This window comes from Psychrobacter luti (assembly GCF_014192115.1).
Classification (GTDB): domain Bacteria; phylum Pseudomonadota; class Gammaproteobacteria; order Pseudomonadales; family Moraxellaceae; genus Psychrobacter; species Psychrobacter luti.
This window is the reverse complement of sequence record NZ_JACHXL010000001.1, coordinates 423,176-439,887: the sequence shown is the minus strand read 5'-3', so window position 1 is coordinate 439,887 and position 16,712 is coordinate 423,176. Positions and strand designations below refer to the sequence as shown.

Sequence of the window (16,712 nt, the reverse complement as noted above, 5' to 3'; positions counted from 1 at the left end):
TAGCCAGCACAATAATCTGAGATAGGTTTTGAAATTAAGACCGTCTCAGATTATTCACCTGCTCTAATCTCATCCCGATACAAGATACTCTTAGCTTCTGCTTTAAAAGCCTGTTGGTTAATTTCTGGCCGGATGGCAATGTCAGATTTTTGGCTGGCCTGCTGTTCTGGATCACGGAATAAGTTATTCTGCGCCTCTTGTCTAAAATCATGCTCACTAAGTGCTGTTTTAACTTTTATAGCATTGATTTGCTCATCACTATTTTGCTTCTCATCTCGGGGTGCAATGAAACTAGGATTAGAATTAGGGTCCATTGTTACGTCTGCATTCATTTGCTTGGCAGAGTCTGCATTCTTAGCAACGGACGCACTGTTAGTCCCCAGTGGCACCTGAGAGTTTTTTGAGAGTAAGTAGTTAAAGGCAAACACGGCAAGCAAGAATACAGCGCAAAAGATAGCAATGACACTGAGAAACTTGGCATGATTAAGCGACCTACTCTTTGTAGGTTTAGAGGTTTCAGCACAAAATGGAGGGGTTGATTGGTGAGATGTGACTGTTTCGTTATAATGAATGATATCTGAGGATTGACGGTGCTCGCTCTGCTCATATACCGTAGTCGCATCCTCTGCAACATTTTCTAATGCTTTTTGCATGGTTTGTTGCTGCATGTAGCGCTCATAGGGCTGGCGCATACGGTTCCGACCCTCGATATTCAAGATAACATCATCACTATTCAGACTACTGCTAGGCAGCTCTGTAGCGATATCAGGGTTCATGTCATTACTTGAGGGACTCATCAGTCAGTACCATATTCATATATGTAATTAGCAGTATATACCCGCGTCTTTATATGATGATACGTAACCTATGATACGATGCAATGGTTTTTGGTATGAGCGCTAGGATTACCGGATAAACGGTATAAAAGCACAGATTTAGAGCCTTTCTACTCCATTAAGCCTTCTTAATCTTTGGTCTCACGAAATAACGTACTTTGTGACTCTTCTCTAAAATCCTCGTATGTAATGGCAGGCTCGAATGCCGCTTCGTCTTCTGAATTATTGGTCGTGGCTGCTGTAGATTGACCATCGGCTGCTTGTGTATTCTTGGCAGGATTTTTATTATCAACGTCTTCATTACCAGTGCTTGACACACTGGTTTGAGAATCCACAGTTGATTGATTGCTAGCATCGAGCGTATTATTTTCTGTAGCTACCTTATTGCCACTGCTGTCATTATTACTTTTCGGCGTGCCAGCATTAGCAGGTAGCGTCGGCTCAGTCGATTTATTGGTTGATAAGAATCCAGTAAAGATAAGAGCCAATACGACCGCCGCAATCAATAATGAGCCAACTATCATCCCGATGATAAGCGGTTTTTTGCTACTCACCAGCTTCTTATCTTTTGCTGGAATTAATTTAGTGGAGCTTTGTGTGGCTATATCATCGACAGCAAGGCTTTTAATATCAATACTTTCGTCTTTTTTAGAGCTTACAGAGATTTCAGTAATGTGATTCGCATCATCTAAAGGCGCTGCACTAGAAAATGAAGATGTCTCTCTGGCAGTAGTATTGTTAGTCTTGTCTGCATAGTCGTTATCTGCTTCAGTATTGGATGAGTCATTTATATTGACGATTGCTGCATGACTTTTATCCAAATACTCGTTTTCGTCGGAAAAATCTAAATTAACACCCGTGCTTGTGGTACTCGTTCCCTGTAGACTGCTCTCTTGTTGCAACTCACCTTGCTGGCTAGCAAATAATTCTAGCTCTGCTGCACTCAGAGGCTCGTATGATGAAAGCTTATCAGCGTTTTTTAGCGGTTTTAATGGCGCAAGCCTGCCTTCATTGACATTAGCTTGTTCGCGATTGGTATTATTATCGGTGCTGTCTACATTTTCGACACGCGTGATAAAGCGCTCATAAATGTTGTCTTTACGCGAACGTCTTCGTGGCTTAGCATTAGCAATTTTCGCTAAATTTGCCTCTAAATCCGCACTTTGGTTGCTTTTTTTATCGCTCATGAAGTGATACCAGAACAGTGAATGCCACGAAAAATAGATAATTGCTAGAATGAGGGTAAATACAGCTTGTTTGCACGTTTTGTCGGTATGGCTAATTTACATCAATTGTTTGCTAAATTGTAACACTATCGTTACCACACAATATAGTGGGTCGCCTCCTCTCCTTCAAGTATAATTTTACGCTTGTTCTTCCTATTTATATAAAATAGCCAGCATATCTGGTTAAATAAGCGTCGTAGACAGATGGGCATCACAATATGGATTTAAAACAGCTCAATGCTTTTATTGCTATCGCGGACCTAAGAAGCTTTAGCGCCGCAGCCACCAAAACAGGGCTATCACAACCGACGCTCAGCCGGCTGCTCAAGCAGCTTGAGACCGATATGGGCGTAGAATTGGTTGACCGGTATCATAGACCGCTGCATCTAACAGAAGCGGGTGTCTTCTTTTACGATAAAATCAGCGCGATACTGACGGAGATTGATACGGTTACTAGCATGACCCAACGCTTATCAGCGCCAAGTGCTGCTTTAAATATTGGCTTTGTGCCATCAGTGCTGTACGGCTTATTGCCCGAAGTCATCGCTAAGCTCAAGCAATCGAATCCCGATATTGAGGTCAATCTCAAGGACATCAGCTCCTATCAGCAAATTGAAGCCTTGAAAACTGGTGAGATTGACATAGGTTTCGGGCGCTTTGCCCATCAAGACCCGTGGATTCAGCAAATATTATTGCGTCATGAGCGTTATATGGTGGCGCTTCCTAAAGCGCATGCGCTTGCTCATATTGATGAGCAACGCCTGATTGATTTGGCAAATAACCGTTTGATTTTATACCATCAAACCCACCTGCCTATATCAACGACTGCCCAACCTACTAACCCTTCTATTAGGAACATCGCTGCTAACGATAAAAGCAGCAGCCGACATAAACAGTCATCTAACGATCAGCCTTCTCTCGAACCGGTGACTGAACCCTTGCTACATCTGTTTGCCCAATATGGCATCTCACCATTTATGACCACCACCGTCAGTGATTTACAAGTGGCGCTCGGCTTGGTTGCCGCGGGTGAAGGCATTACCTTGGTACCTGCCAGCTTAAAAACGGTGCGCACCGAGCAGATCGTCTATCGCCGCCTGCTGCATGAAAATGCCACCTCTCCTATTTATTTACATACTCTAAAAGACTTTGTCCATCCTAAAATCCCTGACCTGCTGAGCGCGATTTACCAAGTATATGAGCGCCGCGGTATCACTTATCGTAAGCAAAGCTTTACCTCACAGCGTTAAAGCGCATTAAACCGCTCTAAATAGCGCCAAATGGCAGATATCGGCGGCGTATTGTGTTATAAATACCCGGCAAAAAAATACTTGCTTAAAACCCTTGATATTCATATTTTATTATGCTAACTATCGAGAATGGGCATGCAAACTATTAGTAATAATAATTAGAATAATCATTATCCTGTCTAGCAGCATTATGCTAAAGTCGATACAAGACGAATCGTTTTATATTTAGATATCTAATAAATCGTTTCTCTCATGATCATTGGCAAGCTGACACAGGTAAGTGATAATTTGCCGTTTTAACCATTTCGAGGTATTCATGACCACACAACCACTCAACAACCCGAGCGCCACGGATGATGGCGCTACCGTGACCCCGCAGCAAGAAGGATTTAGCTGGCGGATTTTTGGACCCGGTATCTTAATGGCGACCGCTGCTATCGGTGGCTCGCATCTTATTTCATCGACACAAGCTGGTGCGCTCTATGGCTGGCAGCTGGCGATTATGATTATTCTGGCTAACGTTTTTAAGTACCCGTTTTTTCGCTTCGGTACCGATTATGTTTATGATACTGGCGAGAGTTTAATCGCAGGCTATGCCAAACGCTCGAAAGCCTATCTTTGGATTTATTTTCTCCTCTCTATACTATCAGCAGTGATTAGTACCGGTGCAGTATCCTTGATTGCAGCGGTGATATTGGGCTTTATGCTGCCCGCCTCTCTTGGTCTCTCCACTATGAGTTTGGCTTTAATCATCGTTGCGGTCTCATGGTTCTTTTTGATTGCCGGTCATTATAAGCTGCTCGATGGCGTGACTAAGTGGATTATGATTGCCTTGACGTCAGCCACGGTAGCAGCGGTCGTGATTGCCGCAGGCAAACCAACAGTGATGGCGGTAGATTTTGTTGCAGCCTCTCCTTGGAATCTTGCGACTTTAGGTTTCATTGTGGCGCTGATGGGCTGGATGCCAGCACCGCTTGAATTTGCTGCCATTACCTCGATGTGGACGTCAGCGAAAAGAAAAGCTGACAACACCACGCATCGCCAAGGCTTATTGGACTTCAACGTTGGCTATGCGGTTTCAGCTATTTTGGCACTGTTTTTCTTAGCGTTAGGGGTCTTTGTCCAGTATGGCTCAGGTCAAGAGATTGAGCTGGTTGGTGGTGCCTATATTAATCAGCTGATTAATATGTATACGGCAACCATTGGTGAATGGTCACGACTACTGGTCGCTTTCGTCGCCTTTATGTGCATGTTTGGTACCACCATTACCTGCGCTGATGGCTATGGACGTGCCAATGCTGAATGCTGGCGTTTGATTAAAGGTCAAAGCGAGATTAATAAAAAACAAATCGCTTTTTGGACCACTTACGCAATTGGTGGCGGACTGGTGATTATCACCTTCTTTACCGGACAACTAGGCTCAATGCTGAAGTTTGCTATGATATCGGCATTTGTCTCTGCGCCTATCTTTGGTTGGCTTAACTACTCACTGGTACGCAGTCATCAAAAAATATCAGCCGGTATGAATGCCTTATCAATTGCAGGACTGATATTCTTGGCAAGTTTTGCGCTATTGTTCCTAGCCAATCTTGCTGGATTTCTTGGTTAAATTTGATTAAAAGTACTTAGAACGCCCTTTATCATAAAAGCCCTTTTAGCTAAGCTATCAGGGCTTTTTATTTATAAGTCATATTATTTATTCATTGAACATGGAATCAAAAGATTAGAGAATCAAGCTATTTGTAACTAAATGTAAATAATAATATAGTGCAAATTTTATAATTTTAGCAAAATGAATAGTAATCTCAGCAAATCTCTAAAAAATGGATATTACTATTCATAATATGAATTAATTTATATATATTAATAATTGTATGAAGTATTAATAATGAGCGGATATAAAACACCGCTTTGTAAGCATGGATAATTGGGTATAATCAGGCACAACAATGACACCTTGCCCCATATTAATAAGATTCTCTCTCCACGTAAGGACTACGACATGACTTTATCAGCTGGCGCTCGCTTTCGCAGTGCAATGAAACAAAAAAACGATAACAACCAACCGCTACAGATTGCTGGTGCGATTAACGCATATACAGCGATGATGGCAACCCAAGTCGGTCATCAAGCCTTGTACCTCTCTGGTGCTGGCGTGGCCAATGCCTCATTTGGTCTGCCTGACTTGGGTATGACGAGCCTTGATAACGTCTTGGAAGATGCGCGCCGTATTACCGATGCGGTTGATACGCCCTTATTGGTCGATATCGATACAGGCTTTGGCGGTGCATTTAATATCGCCCAAACTATTAAGAAAATGGAAAAAGCAGGCGTTGCGGCCGTGCATATAGAAGACCAAGTGGCGCAAAAGCGCTGTGGCCATCGCCCAAACAAAGAAATCGTTAGCATCTCAGAGATGGTTGATCGCTTAAAAGCAGCACTTGATGCCAAAGTTGACAAAGATTTTGTGGTGATGGCTCGTACTGATGCCTTGTCTGTTGAAGGTCTTGATGCAGCGGTTGAGCGCGCCGTTGCTTTTCAAGAAGCGGGTGCTGACATGATTTTTGCAGAAGCATTGACTGATATCGAGATGTACCGTAAGTTTACCGATGTACTTGATATCCCAATCCTAGCCAATATGACTGAGTTTGGTCAGACCGACCTTTATACTACCGAACAGCTATATGAGGTTGGGGTTGATATGGTACTTTATCCATTATCTGCATTCCGTGCGATGAATAAAGCGGCATTAAACGTTTATCAGCATCTACTCAATGATGGCACACAAGAAAACGTTGTCGATACCATGCAAACTCGTATGGAGCTCTATGATTTCCTAAACTATCATGAGTTTGAACAAACGCTAGACAAATTATTTGCAGATAATAAGTAGATTTAGCGGTCAAAAGCGTTGGTATTACTATCAATGAGCGTGCCAACGCAGTATTTTATATTTGCAGCATCTTGATTATTTATCTCACACAAGCTACCAACAAAAGGAATTTACTATGGCAGCACAAAACCAGTCAACAAAAGTATTGTCAGGCGCAGGCCTACGTGGTCAAGTCGCAGGCAAGACGGCTTTATCTACCGTTGGCAAATCAGGCTCTGGTTTGACCTATCGCGGTTATGACGTGTCAGAACTTGCGGACAAATGCATCTTTGAAGAAGTCGCTTATATGTTGCTATACGGCAACTTGCCTACCCAAAGTGAGCTTGATGCCTATCAAACTAAATTGAAAGGCTTACGTGGCTTACCACAAGCATTAAAGGACGTCCTTGAGCGTATCCCTGCGGAAGCCCATCCAATGGATGTATTGCGTACTGGTTGCTCTATGCTTGGTAACCTTGAGATGGAAACTGACTTCTCACAAGAGAATGATAAAACCGACCGCATGCTGGCGGTATTCCCATCAATCATCAATTATTGGTATCGTTTTACTCACGACAACGTGCGTATTGAGACAGAAACTGATGATGATACGATTGGCGGTCATTTCTTACATCTACTCAAAGGCGAGAAGCCAAATGAGCTACATACTAAGGTGATGAACGTCTCATTAATCTTGTATGCAGAGCATGAGTTTAATGCCTCAACCTTTACTGCTCGCGTATGTGCCTCTACCTTGTCTGACATTCATTCTTGTATCACTGGCGCGATTGGTTCGTTACGTGGTCATTTGCATGGTGGCGCCAACGAAGCTGCGATGGATATGATTGAAGGTTTTAGCTCACCAGATGAAGCTGAAAAAGAGATGATGGCAATGCTGGCGCGTAAAGACAAAATCATGGGCTTTGGTCATGCTATTTATAGTGAATCAGACCCACGTAACGTCGTCATTAAAGGCTGGGCTGAAAAGCTCGCTGCTGACGTTGGTGACGAAGTATTATACCCAGTATCAGTACGTTGTGAAGAAGTCATGTGGCGTGAGAAAAAACTGTTCTGTAATGCTGACTTTTTCCATGCCTCGGCCTATCACTTCATGGGCATTCCAACCAAACTGTTCACGCCAATCTTTGTCTGTTCGCGTCTAACGGGCTGGGCAGCACACGTATTTGAGCAACGTGCTAACAACCGTATCATTCGCCCAAGTGCGGAATATACCGGTGAAGAGTTGCGCCCAGTACCAGAGATGAGCGCACGTTAATCCATATGTGTATTTACTATCTCGTATAAGTGCTTATGCGAGATAACCCGTTTAACTGCTAGATATATACACAATTTAGCAGTTAAACCTTATTCTTAATAACCTTACTTTCTTTTTAACCATGTTTTTTTAGCAAAGCCTTCTTCTAACTTCTAATTTGACTGATGATTTTGCTAAAAGAATGACAATTTTTTAAATTTAAACCAGCCAACAGCTAAAGGTGACTTATGGACAACGCCCTTGTACAACCGATGAATGATTCATTCAAAAAGCCATTACCTGGCACAGACTTGTATTACTTTGATACCCGTGAAGCGATCGAAAACATCGAAGCTGGCGCGTATGACAAGTTACCGTTCTGCTCAAAAGTATTGTGTGAAAACTTGGTACGCCGTTGCCCACCAGAAGACTTAACGGCTGCGCTTAAGCAGCATATTGAAGGCAAACAAGATTTAGATTTTCCTTGGTACCCTGCCCGCGTCGTTTGTCATGACATCCTAGGTCAGACCGCTTTTGTTGATTTGGCAGGTCTACGTGATGCCATCGCTGAGCAAGGCGGCGACCCATCAAAAGTAAATCCAATTGTACCAACGCAATTGATTGTTGACCATTCACTAGCCGTTGAGCATGCAGGCTTTGAAGAAAATGCCTTTGAGAAAAACCGCGCCATCGAAGAGCGCCGTAACGATGATCGTTTTCACTTTATCAATTGGTGTCAGTATGCCTTTGATAACGTCAACGTCGTACCACCTGGTAACGGCATCATGCATCAAATTAACTTAGAGAAAATGTCGCCTGTTGTGCAAGTGGTCAAAAACAAAGCCGGTGAAGAAGTTGCCTTTGCTGATACGCTCGTCGGTACCGATAGCCATACGCCTATGGTTGATGCTTTGGGTGTCATATCAATCGGTGTTGGTGGCCTTGAAGCTGAAAGCGTGATGTTGGGTAACCCATCATATATGCGCCTACCGGATTACGTTGGTGTTAAGCTAACAGGCAAACTGCAAAAAGGCATTACCGGTACCGATTTAGTACTAGCCATGACCGAGTTCCTACGTGATGCTGGCGTAGTCTCTACCTATATCGAGTTCTTCGGTGAAGGTGCGCGCCAACTGAGCGTCGGTGACCGTGCGTCTATCTCCAATATGACCCCTGAATACGGCGCAACCGCGGCGATGTTCTATATCGATGAGCAAACCATCGACTATTTACGCCTAACCGGTCGTAGTGAAGCCCAAATCAAATTGGTTGAGCAGTATGCCAAGCAAACCGGTCTATGGGCTGATGGCATGGAAAATGCGGAATACGCGCGTGTGCTTGAGTTTGACTTGTCTGCAGTCGTCCGTAATATGGCGGGTCCTTCACGTCCGCATGCGCGCGTATCCACCACGGATTTGGTTGCTAAAGGCATTGCCCATTCTCCTGAAGATAAATTACCTGAACCAAAAGATGGTCTGATGCCAGATGGTGCGGTTATTATCGCCGCGATTACCAGCTGTACTAATACTTCTAACCCACGCAATATGGTTGCTGCTGGCCTCGTCGCTCGTAATGCTAATGAGAAAGGCTTATTACGTAAGCCTTGGGTGAAATCATCATTAGCTCCTGGTTCTAAAACGGTAAAAATGTACTTAGAAGAAGCTGGTCTGATGTCTGAGCTACAAGAAATCGGCTTTGACGTAGTTGGCTTTGCTTGTACCACTTGTAATGGCATGAGTGGTGCGCTTGATCCTGACATCGAAAAAGAAATCATCGATAACGATCTGTTTACCACTGCGGTGTTATCTGGTAACCGTAACTTTGATGGTCGTATCCACCCGTATGCCAAGCAAGCATTCTTAGCGTCACCGCCATTAGTGATTGCCTATGCTATCGCCGGTAATATCCGCTTTGATATTGAAAAAGACGCGTTAGGCAAAGACCAAAACGGCAACGACGTTTATCTCAAAGATATCTGGTTCGATGATGATGAAGTTGATGCCATCGTTGCTAAAGCGGTGAAGCCTGAGCAATTCAATGCTGTTTATATCCCTATGTTTGATGAAGCCAAAAAAGACACAGGTAAAGCGTTAAGCCCACTCTATGACTGGCGCGAGATGACCACTTATATCCGTCGTCCGCCGTATTGGGAAGGCAAAATGGCAGCAATGAATAAGCTAAAAGGTATGCGTCCATTGGCGGTATTAGGTGACAATATTACTACTGATCATTTATCACCGTCTAATGCGATTTTGGGTGACTCAGCAGCTGGTGAGTATCTTGATACCATGGGTTTACCTGCGGAAGACTATAACTCTTACGCAACCCATCGCGGTGATCATTTAACGGCTCAGCGTGCGACCTTTGCCAATCCTAAGTTGCTGAACGAGATGGTACGTGACGAGAAAGGTGAGGTTATCCAAGGTTCGCTTGCTAGAGTAGAACCTGAAGGTCAAGTCATGCGCATGTGGGAAGCGATTGAAACCTATATGAATCGTGAACAGCCACTGATCATCATCGCAGGTGATGGCTATGGTCAAGGCTCAAGCCGTGACTGGGCTGCCAAAGGTGTGCGTTTAGCTGGCGTAGAAGTCGTCGTCGCAGAAGATTTTGAGCGTATCCATCGTCAAAACTTGGTCGGTATGGGCGCACTACCTTTGCAATTTAAAGAAGGTGTCAATCGTAATACCCTAAATATCGATGGTACAGAAGTATTTGATATCGAAGGCAAAGTGTCGGCTGGTGGTGAGATGACACTGGTCATTAACCGCACAGATGGCACTGTCGATAAAGCCTCAGTGAAATGTCGTTTAGATACGGCTGATGAAGTTAAAATGTATAACGCGGGTGGTATGCTACAGCGCTTTGCCAAAGAATTTATCGATGGCACGTTAGATATTGCGTAAGCGTTTGAGTTTTAAATAAGCAAAGAGCCGATGTTGTATAAATTATACGGCATCGGTTTTTTTATAATTGGCATCCTATTATCAACTGACAACCACGACATCAAAAAGCTTGTAAATTATTCAACAAATATTAGGAAGTTCGGCATAATAACAATTTATATTTTACTATTAAGAGATGTTGTTATGAGCTGGTTCAAATTGTTTATTGCGTGTGTTGTCCTTTATCTTGGTCAAAGTTACTACCTTTTATCAGAAAATAATGTAGAAAAATTTTTAGCTGAACATAATGCCTTAGCTATGCAAAATCCGGTAGCCGCTTGTGATAACTATAGCGATGACGTCGAAGTGTTTATTAATCACGATACCGGTAACGGCGCTTGGGAAGTAGAAGGTGGTAAAAATGAGATATGTGGCTATATAAAACAATCTCAGGCAGCACTTACTGTCCTACAAGCCAATACCTCAGGTCACCTCGAAAATCTAACGGTGAAGACAGGCTTCCCATGGTCTAAGGCTCATGTGAGCTATGATGAAATCAACGATGTGCAAATGAATACGCTAGGCTCAATCATCAGTAAAACGCATGATGTTATCGCTGTTAAGCGCACGCTCACTGGTCTAAGTATAGACTCAGTAAATTCTACTGGTGGCGTAAACTCACTCGGTAAACCTTAATCATTACTTTTAACCATGCTTTTGAAAATAATATTAGATAATTAATTAAAGGATTTCCCATTATGACCCAATCAACTTTACAACATACACCTTTAAAAAACACACCAAAATTTGCCCCACAAATCTCTGTCCCAGCCACCTACATGCGCGGCGGCACCTCAAAAGGCACCTTTTTTAAACTTTCTGACTTACCTGAACGCTGCCAAGTTGCTGGCGAGTCGCGCGATAACTTTCTGCTACGTGTCATCGGTAGCCCTGATCCTTATGGTAAGCAAATTGATGGTTTAGGCAATGGTAGCTCTAGTACCTCAAAAACAGTGATCTTATCTAAGTCAGATAAAGCAGACCACGATGTCAACTATCTGTTTGGGCAAGTGAATATCGCCAAACCAATGATTGATTGGGCAGGTAACTGTGGTAATTTAACCGCCGCCGTTGGCGCTTGTGCAATCAATATGTGCTTGGTAGATGCAAATAAAGTTGCTAACAGTACGGATAACGGCATTTGCGAAGTCCATATTTGGCAAGAAAATATTGGCAAAACCATTATTGCCCACGTTCCTGTCTATCGAGATGCACAAGGCAAGGTACAAGTACAAGAAATCGGCGATTTTGAATTAGACGGTGTGACCTTCCCTGCTGCTGAAGTGAAGATTGAATTTATCGACCCTGTAGATTCATCAAGCGATATGTTCCCGACCAACAATCTAATTGATGATTTTGATGTGTCTGGCTGTAGTCTAAATACTGATAGCGTCAAAGCAACTTTTATCAGTGCGGGTATCCCAACCATCTTTATGAAAGCAGAAGATTTGGGCTTTACCGGTACTGAGCTACAAGGCGATATCAACAGCGATAGCGAAACCTTGGCTAAGCTTGAAAAAATCCGTGCCAAAGGCGGTGTTGCGATGGGCTTGTTTAAAGATGTCTCCGAGGCACAAACCAGTCAGCATATTCCAAAGATTGCTTGGGTTGCTCCTGCACAAAGTTATAGCGCATCAAGTGGTAAAGCAGTTAATGCTGATGATATTGATCTCGTTGTACGTGCGATGAGTATGGGACAACTGCATCATGCAATGATGGGCACAGCAGCAGTAGCGATTGCAGCAGCAGCGACTACGCAAGGTACGCTCGTTAATCAAGCTGCAGGCGCAGGCGAATTAGGTGAAGTACGTTTTGGTCATCCTTCTGGTACGTTATTGGTTGGCGGTAAAACTGAACAAGTTGATGGGCGCTGGCAAGCCAAGAAAGTCTCGATGAGCCGCTCTGCTCGCCGTATCATGGTTGGTGAAGTGTTTGTACCAGCAGATGCGTTTTAAACGTTTATTATTTGTTCGATTTCTTTAATACTTATACTCTGAATAGCTTTTTGCTTGCGTTTGTTTTACTCTAATAAAATGCCAACTTCTCCTACTCTTAATAAATCCCCACTTGATAAGAAGCCGCCGCTCAAAAAAACGGAGCGGCGGGCGTTGCTGTGGGATATCCTTAAAAAGCTTGCTGTATTTGCAAAACCTTATCGTTTACTAATTATCGCCACACTAATATTGACGGTGCTTGGCTCCTTTACGGCGCAAGTTAATGCCTTTGTGTTGCGCTATGCCGTGGACACTTTAACCGAAATCGCTACTCTTGCCGAGCCTTGGGAAGCTGGTCTGCGCATGCTCATCATTATCAGTGCGGTGCTCTTGACCAAAGAGATATTATCGATATTTATATCTTTTGGTCAGCGCTTTTATGGTGAAAAGATTCGTATCAACCTGTCCCGTGATTTATCGCAAAAAATCATCGAGCGCATATTGACCTATCGCATGGCGTTTTATACCAGTAGTGAGAACGATAGTGGTAAATTGCAAACCCGTATCGATTATGGTGTTAGTAGCTTAACCAGTTTGGTGCAAAACTTCTTTATCGATATGCTGCCGCTGTTTGCCAGCGCCATTGTATCGCTGGTTATTATGTTTTCGACCAACGTTTGGATAGGCATGGTCGGTCTTATTATTATTCCGATTTACTTTTTTATCAGTCAAAAACAAGCGCGGCGCCTGCAAGGTTTTCGTCGTGAAATGCGCGGCTTTAGAGAAGCAAAGAGTGGTCTTGTCATCTCACTAATTAATTCTATTAGCGTCGTAAAATCCTTCGTACGTGAGTCTATTGAGGCTGAGAAGCATTTAACCATTCAAAAGGATATGACTGATAATCAGCTGCGTATTCGTAGTATTGGTTTTATTTATGATGCGATAAAAACTTTCATAGAGCAAATCGGCGTGGTGGCAATTATTCTACTGACCTCCTATTTTGTGTTAAAAGGTCAGATGACCATTGGTATGATTTTATTTCATGTCATGCTGTTTCAAAACGTTGCTGCCCCTATCCGTCAATTACATCGCATATATGACCAAATTAACAATGCGCTTACATACGCAGAAGGCTTTTTTGAGATTTTAGAGGACGATGATCAAGTTGAAAAAATCTCTGGTTTAAGTAGTAAGAACTTAAAAGGTCATATTGAGCTTAAACATGTTGATTTTACTTATCCTAATGGCACTCAAGCGCTAAAAGATGTCAGCTTTACTATCAAACCCAATCGCATTACCGCATTAGTCGGCTTAAGTGGCGCTGGCAAGAGCACGATTATCAATCTGTTGGTGAGATTTTATGAGCCTAACGCCGGCACAATATGCCTAGATGGTCAGAATCTAGCCGACTATGATACCCATGAGCTGCGGCAGAATATTGGTTTGGTATTGCAAAGCAATCATATCTTTTCAGGTACGATTAGCGAGAATATCCGCTATGGCGATATGACTGCTAGCGAAGAGGATATTATCGTGGCTGCAAAAAAAGCCTCAATCCATGAGCAGGTCATATTGTTACCAAAAGGCTATGAAAGTACAGCAAAATCTCTATCAGGTGGTCAACAGCAACGCATTGCGCTGGCAAGAATGTTCTTAAAAGACCCTCCTATTGTATTTCTGGATGAGCCAACCGCTAGTCTCGATGCGATTGCCAGCCAACAGGTGAAGAAGAGCCTAGACTTGATTAAGAAAGACCGGACAGTGATTATGGTCTCGCACAATATTGCGCAAATCATCGATGCCGATGACTTAGTCGTTATAGAAAACGGGCGTGTGGTCGAGACAGGTACTCACGAAGCATTATATGAAAAACGTGGCAAATACTTTGAGATATTCAGCGCGATGTCTGATAGTTTGAATTTGGATAAAATCAGTCAAACCTTAAATAGTTAATGTAGGGTGAAATCGTTATAATGCTCAGGCTTTGATGTGTTATTTCTGTATTTAGAATATTTATAATTTATGTTGTTACTCTATATAAGTCCTTTAAATTGTTAGAAGCTATTTGACTATGACCTGTGAATTTTCTATAAAAACCTTTGATGAGCTGACCACCGTTGATCTTTATCATATCTTAAAAGCCCGCTCGCAAGTATTTGTGGTGGAGCAAAACTGCCCGTATCAAGATATGGATGAGGTGGATTTTGATTGCTTACATCTGGTCGCCCATCAAAATGAAGCCTTGATTGGCTATTGCCGGATTATTCCGCCGCAATTTAATCATAAAAAGTCCTCGGTTAACCCTTCAGGTCCTATACCTGCGATTGGCAGAGTTTTGGTGCTAGCAGAGCACCGAGGCAATGGCGTTGCCCGTCAAATAATGCTTGAGGCCATTAATTACTGCCGTAAAAAGTATGGTAAAAAAACCATCATCATCTCCGCCCAGACTTATTTGCTAAACTTCTATGAGTCACTCGGGTTTATTGCTGAAGGTGAGCGTTATCTGGAAGACGGCCTTGAGCATGTCACCATGGCGTTGCCCATCATTAAAAAGGTAAAAGTAAAAAAAGAAAGCTCAGGGATGGTAAGTAGTATCCTCAGCTTTTTACTATTGATACTGGCGCTTTTATTCATTGTCGGTTTGGTTTATCTCATGATTTGATGGCCGCGCATCATTTCACCTTTACCTTGAATAGATTCATCAAAGATTATTAAACGATAAAACAGTCTTACACGACTTCACTGTTGTTCGATATTGAGTATGTTATTTTTGATGGATAGCTGATTAATAAATCGCTTGGAAAATAAGCCATATTTATTAATCGCTCAAATATTTGACTCAAGGAAGGGGTAACGACTATGTCTATGACTCAAAACGCTACGGTAGAGAGCAATGTCCGTCCAGAATATGACATTGAGATTCAAAAAATTGCCGATTATGTACTCAACTACTCTATTGATAACGACTCTCCTAATAGTGAGGATGCTTGGAATACTGCCCGATACTGCCTGATGGATACGCTAGGCTGCGGATTATTGGCATTGCGTTTTCCTGAATGTACCAAGCATCTAGGACCCGATTGCACTGATCAAATCACCCCTAACGGCGCGCGTGTTCCCGGCACTTCCCATCGACTAGATCCCATCAAAGCCGCTTTTGATATAGGCTGTATGGTGCGCTGGCTTGACTATAACGATACATGGCTTGCTGCTGAATGGGGGCACCCCTCAGACAACTTGGGCGGTATTTTGGCAGTGGCAGACTATATCAGCCAGCAAAACGTCAGCCAAGGTCGCGCTGCGCTCACCATGCGCGACGTGCTAGAAGCCATGATTATGGCACATGAGATTCAAGGCGTGCTTGCCTTAGACAACTCATTTAACCGTGTCGGGCTCGATCATGTCTTCCTAGTAAAACTAGCCTCGACAGCGGTGGTTGCTAAACTCTATAAATTACCACGTGAGCGCATCATGGCAGCCATCTCTCAAGCGCTTGTCGATGGACAAGCATTACGTACCTATCGCCATGCGCCAAATGCTGGTAGTCGTAAGTCTTGGGCGGCAGGTGATGCGACCAGTCGTGCGGTACGCTTGGTCGATATCACCCGTCGCGGCGAGATGGGTATCCCTGGTGCATTAACCGCGCCGCAATGGGGCTTTTATGATGTCTTATTTAGCCATACCAATAAAGATTTGGTACTCAAACCTGAAAATGAGCGCCGCTTTACCTTCCAGCGGGACTTTGGTAGCTATGTGATGGAGAATATCTTGTTTAAGATAAGCTTCCCTGCCGAGTTCCATGCTCAGACCGCTTGTGAAGCAGCAGTCATTCTGCATCCACGTATCGATGATAGGATTGATGACATCGAAAAAATCGTTCTGACTACCCATGACTCAGCCATTCGAATCATCTCTAAAGAAGGCGCGCTTGATAACCCTGCCGATCGCGATCATTGTTTGCAATATATGGTTGCGGTACCTTTATTAACGGGTGACTTGATGGCAGAAAACTATGAAGACGACTATCACGAACAGCATCATATAATGATTGATGGGTTGCGGCGTAAGATGGTTGTCGTAGAAGATGCCGATTATTCAAAAGATTATCATGACCCAAGCAAACGCTCGATTGCCAATGCTATTCAGATATTCTTTAAAGATGGCAGTAGTACTGATAAAGTCGCTGTCGAATACCCGATTGGCCATAAACGCCGCCGTGAAGAAGGCATCCCTGTGTTAGAAGCAAAGTTCCGAGCCAGTTTGGCAACACGCTTTATTGACAGCCGCTGTGCGGATATTTTTGCTCTGTGTGATGACCAACAACGCTTAGAGCAAACACCGGTTAATGAGTTTATGGATTTATTTGTGGCCAATTAATTTTAAAGCATGTAAAT

Annotated in this window: 12 protein-coding genes; 10 read left to right on the top strand and 2 right to left on the bottom strand. The window is 43.3% G+C overall.

Annotation, left to right across the window (positions count from 1 at the left end):
* Window positions 1-50 precede the first annotated feature (50 nt).
* Together FHS24_RS01745 and FHS24_RS01740 are read right to left on the bottom strand one after the other, a co-directional pair.
* On the bottom strand, window positions 51-797 hold the full coding sequence (locus tag FHS24_RS01745; protein WP_183618212.1) for a hypothetical protein: 747 nt from the start codon (window positions 795-797) through the stop codon (window positions 51-53).
* A gap of 167 nt (window positions 798-964) precedes the next feature.
* Window positions 965-2,023, bottom strand: a complete 1,059-nt coding sequence (locus tag FHS24_RS01740) for a hypothetical protein (protein ID WP_183618210.1) — start codon at window positions 2,021-2,023, stop codon at window positions 965-967.
* Between the two features lie 257 nt (window positions 2,024-2,280).
* Here FHS24_RS01740 and FHS24_RS01735 point away from each other — a divergent pair, with 257 nt between their 5' ends.
* The 10 genes from FHS24_RS01735 (at window position 2,281) to FHS24_RS01690 (ending at window position 16,695) form a co-directional block, all read left to right on the top strand.
* A complete protein-coding gene (locus FHS24_RS01735; protein WP_183618208.1) occupies window positions 2,281-3,312 on the top strand; it encodes a LysR family transcriptional regulator in 1,032 nt (343 codons plus the stop codon).
* Window positions 3,313-3,628: 316 nt separating this feature from the next.
* Window positions 3,629-4,921, top strand: coding sequence for an NRAMP family divalent metal transporter (locus FHS24_RS01730; RefSeq protein WP_183618206.1), 1,293 nt, complete (start codon window positions 3,629-3,631; stop codon window positions 4,919-4,921).
* 393 nt (window positions 4,922-5,314) lie between these two features.
* On the top strand, window positions 5,315-6,205 hold the full coding sequence (prpB, locus tag FHS24_RS01725) for a methylisocitrate lyase (RefSeq protein WP_183618204.1): 891 nt from the start codon (window positions 5,315-5,317) through the stop codon (window positions 6,203-6,205).
* A 115-nt stretch (window positions 6,206-6,320) separates the two neighbouring features.
* Window positions 6,321-7,460 (top strand): bifunctional 2-methylcitrate synthase/citrate synthase, encoded by a 1,140-nt coding sequence (gene prpC, locus FHS24_RS01720; RefSeq protein ID WP_183618202.1) that lies wholly within the window; start codon window positions 6,321-6,323, stop codon window positions 7,458-7,460.
* A gap of 251 nt (window positions 7,461-7,711) precedes the next feature.
* Window positions 7,712-10,345, top strand: coding sequence for a Fe/S-dependent 2-methylisocitrate dehydratase AcnD (acnD, locus tag FHS24_RS01715; protein ID WP_201599027.1), 2,634 nt, complete (start codon window positions 7,712-7,714; stop codon window positions 10,343-10,345).
* A gap of 297 nt (window positions 10,346-10,642) precedes the next feature.
* Window positions 10,643-11,020 carry a hypothetical protein gene (locus tag FHS24_RS01710; RefSeq protein ID WP_183618198.1) on the top strand — a complete coding sequence of 126 codons (378 nt, stop codon included), beginning with the start codon at window positions 10,643-10,645 and terminating at the stop codon, window positions 11,018-11,020.
* Between the two features lie 62 nt (window positions 11,021-11,082).
* Entirely contained in the window at window positions 11,083-12,339 is a 1,257-nt protein-coding gene (gene prpF, locus FHS24_RS01705) for a 2-methylaconitate cis-trans isomerase PrpF (RefSeq protein WP_183618196.1), read from the top strand.
* Between the two features lie 78 nt (window positions 12,340-12,417).
* Window positions 12,418-14,271, top strand: a complete 1,854-nt coding sequence (locus tag FHS24_RS01700) for an ABC transporter ATP-binding protein (RefSeq protein WP_183618195.1) — start codon at window positions 12,418-12,420, stop codon at window positions 14,269-14,271.
* 118 nt (window positions 14,272-14,389) lie between these two features.
* Window positions 14,390-14,980: a GNAT family N-acetyltransferase gene (locus FHS24_RS01695; RefSeq protein ID WP_183618194.1), complete on the top strand. Its 591-nt coding sequence runs from the start codon at window positions 14,390-14,392 to the stop codon at window positions 14,978-14,980.
* Window positions 14,981-15,177: 197 nt separating this feature from the next.
* Entirely contained in the window at window positions 15,178-16,695 is a 1,518-nt protein-coding gene (locus FHS24_RS01690; RefSeq protein WP_183618193.1) for a bifunctional 2-methylcitrate dehydratase/aconitate hydratase, read from the top strand.
* Window positions 16,696-16,712 lie beyond the last annotated feature (17 nt).

Coding starts and splice junctions, on each gene's coding strand:
- FHS24_RS01745 (WP_183618212.1), bottom strand. CDS start 797: ATGAGTCCCTCAAGTAATGACATGAACCCTGATATCGCTACAGAGCTG.
- FHS24_RS01740 (WP_183618210.1), bottom strand. CDS start 2,023: ATGAGCGATAAAAAAAGCAACCAAAGTGCGGATTTAGAGGCAAATTTA.
- FHS24_RS01735 (WP_183618208.1), top strand. CDS start 2,281: ATGGATTTAAAACAGCTCAATGCTTTTATTGCTATCGCGGACCTAAGA.
- FHS24_RS01730 (WP_183618206.1), top strand. CDS start 3,629: ATGACCACACAACCACTCAACAACCCGAGCGCCACGGATGATGGCGCT.
- prpB (WP_183618204.1), top strand. CDS start 5,315: ATGACTTTATCAGCTGGCGCTCGCTTTCGCAGTGCAATGAAACAAAAA.
- prpC (WP_183618202.1), top strand. CDS start 6,321: ATGGCAGCACAAAACCAGTCAACAAAAGTATTGTCAGGCGCAGGCCTA.
- acnD (WP_201599027.1), top strand. CDS start 7,712: ATGAATGATTCATTCAAAAAGCCATTACCTGGCACAGACTTGTATTAC.
- FHS24_RS01710 (WP_183618198.1), top strand. CDS start 10,643: ATGCAAAATCCGGTAGCCGCTTGTGATAACTATAGCGATGACGTCGAA.
- prpF (WP_183618196.1), top strand. CDS start 11,083: ATGACCCAATCAACTTTACAACATACACCTTTAAAAAACACACCAAAA.
- FHS24_RS01700 (WP_183618195.1), top strand. CDS start 12,418: ATGCCAACTTCTCCTACTCTTAATAAATCCCCACTTGATAAGAAGCCG.
- FHS24_RS01695 (WP_183618194.1), top strand. CDS start 14,390: ATGACCTGTGAATTTTCTATAAAAACCTTTGATGAGCTGACCACCGTT.
- FHS24_RS01690 (WP_183618193.1), top strand. CDS start 15,178: ATGTCTATGACTCAAAACGCTACGGTAGAGAGCAATGTCCGTCCAGAA.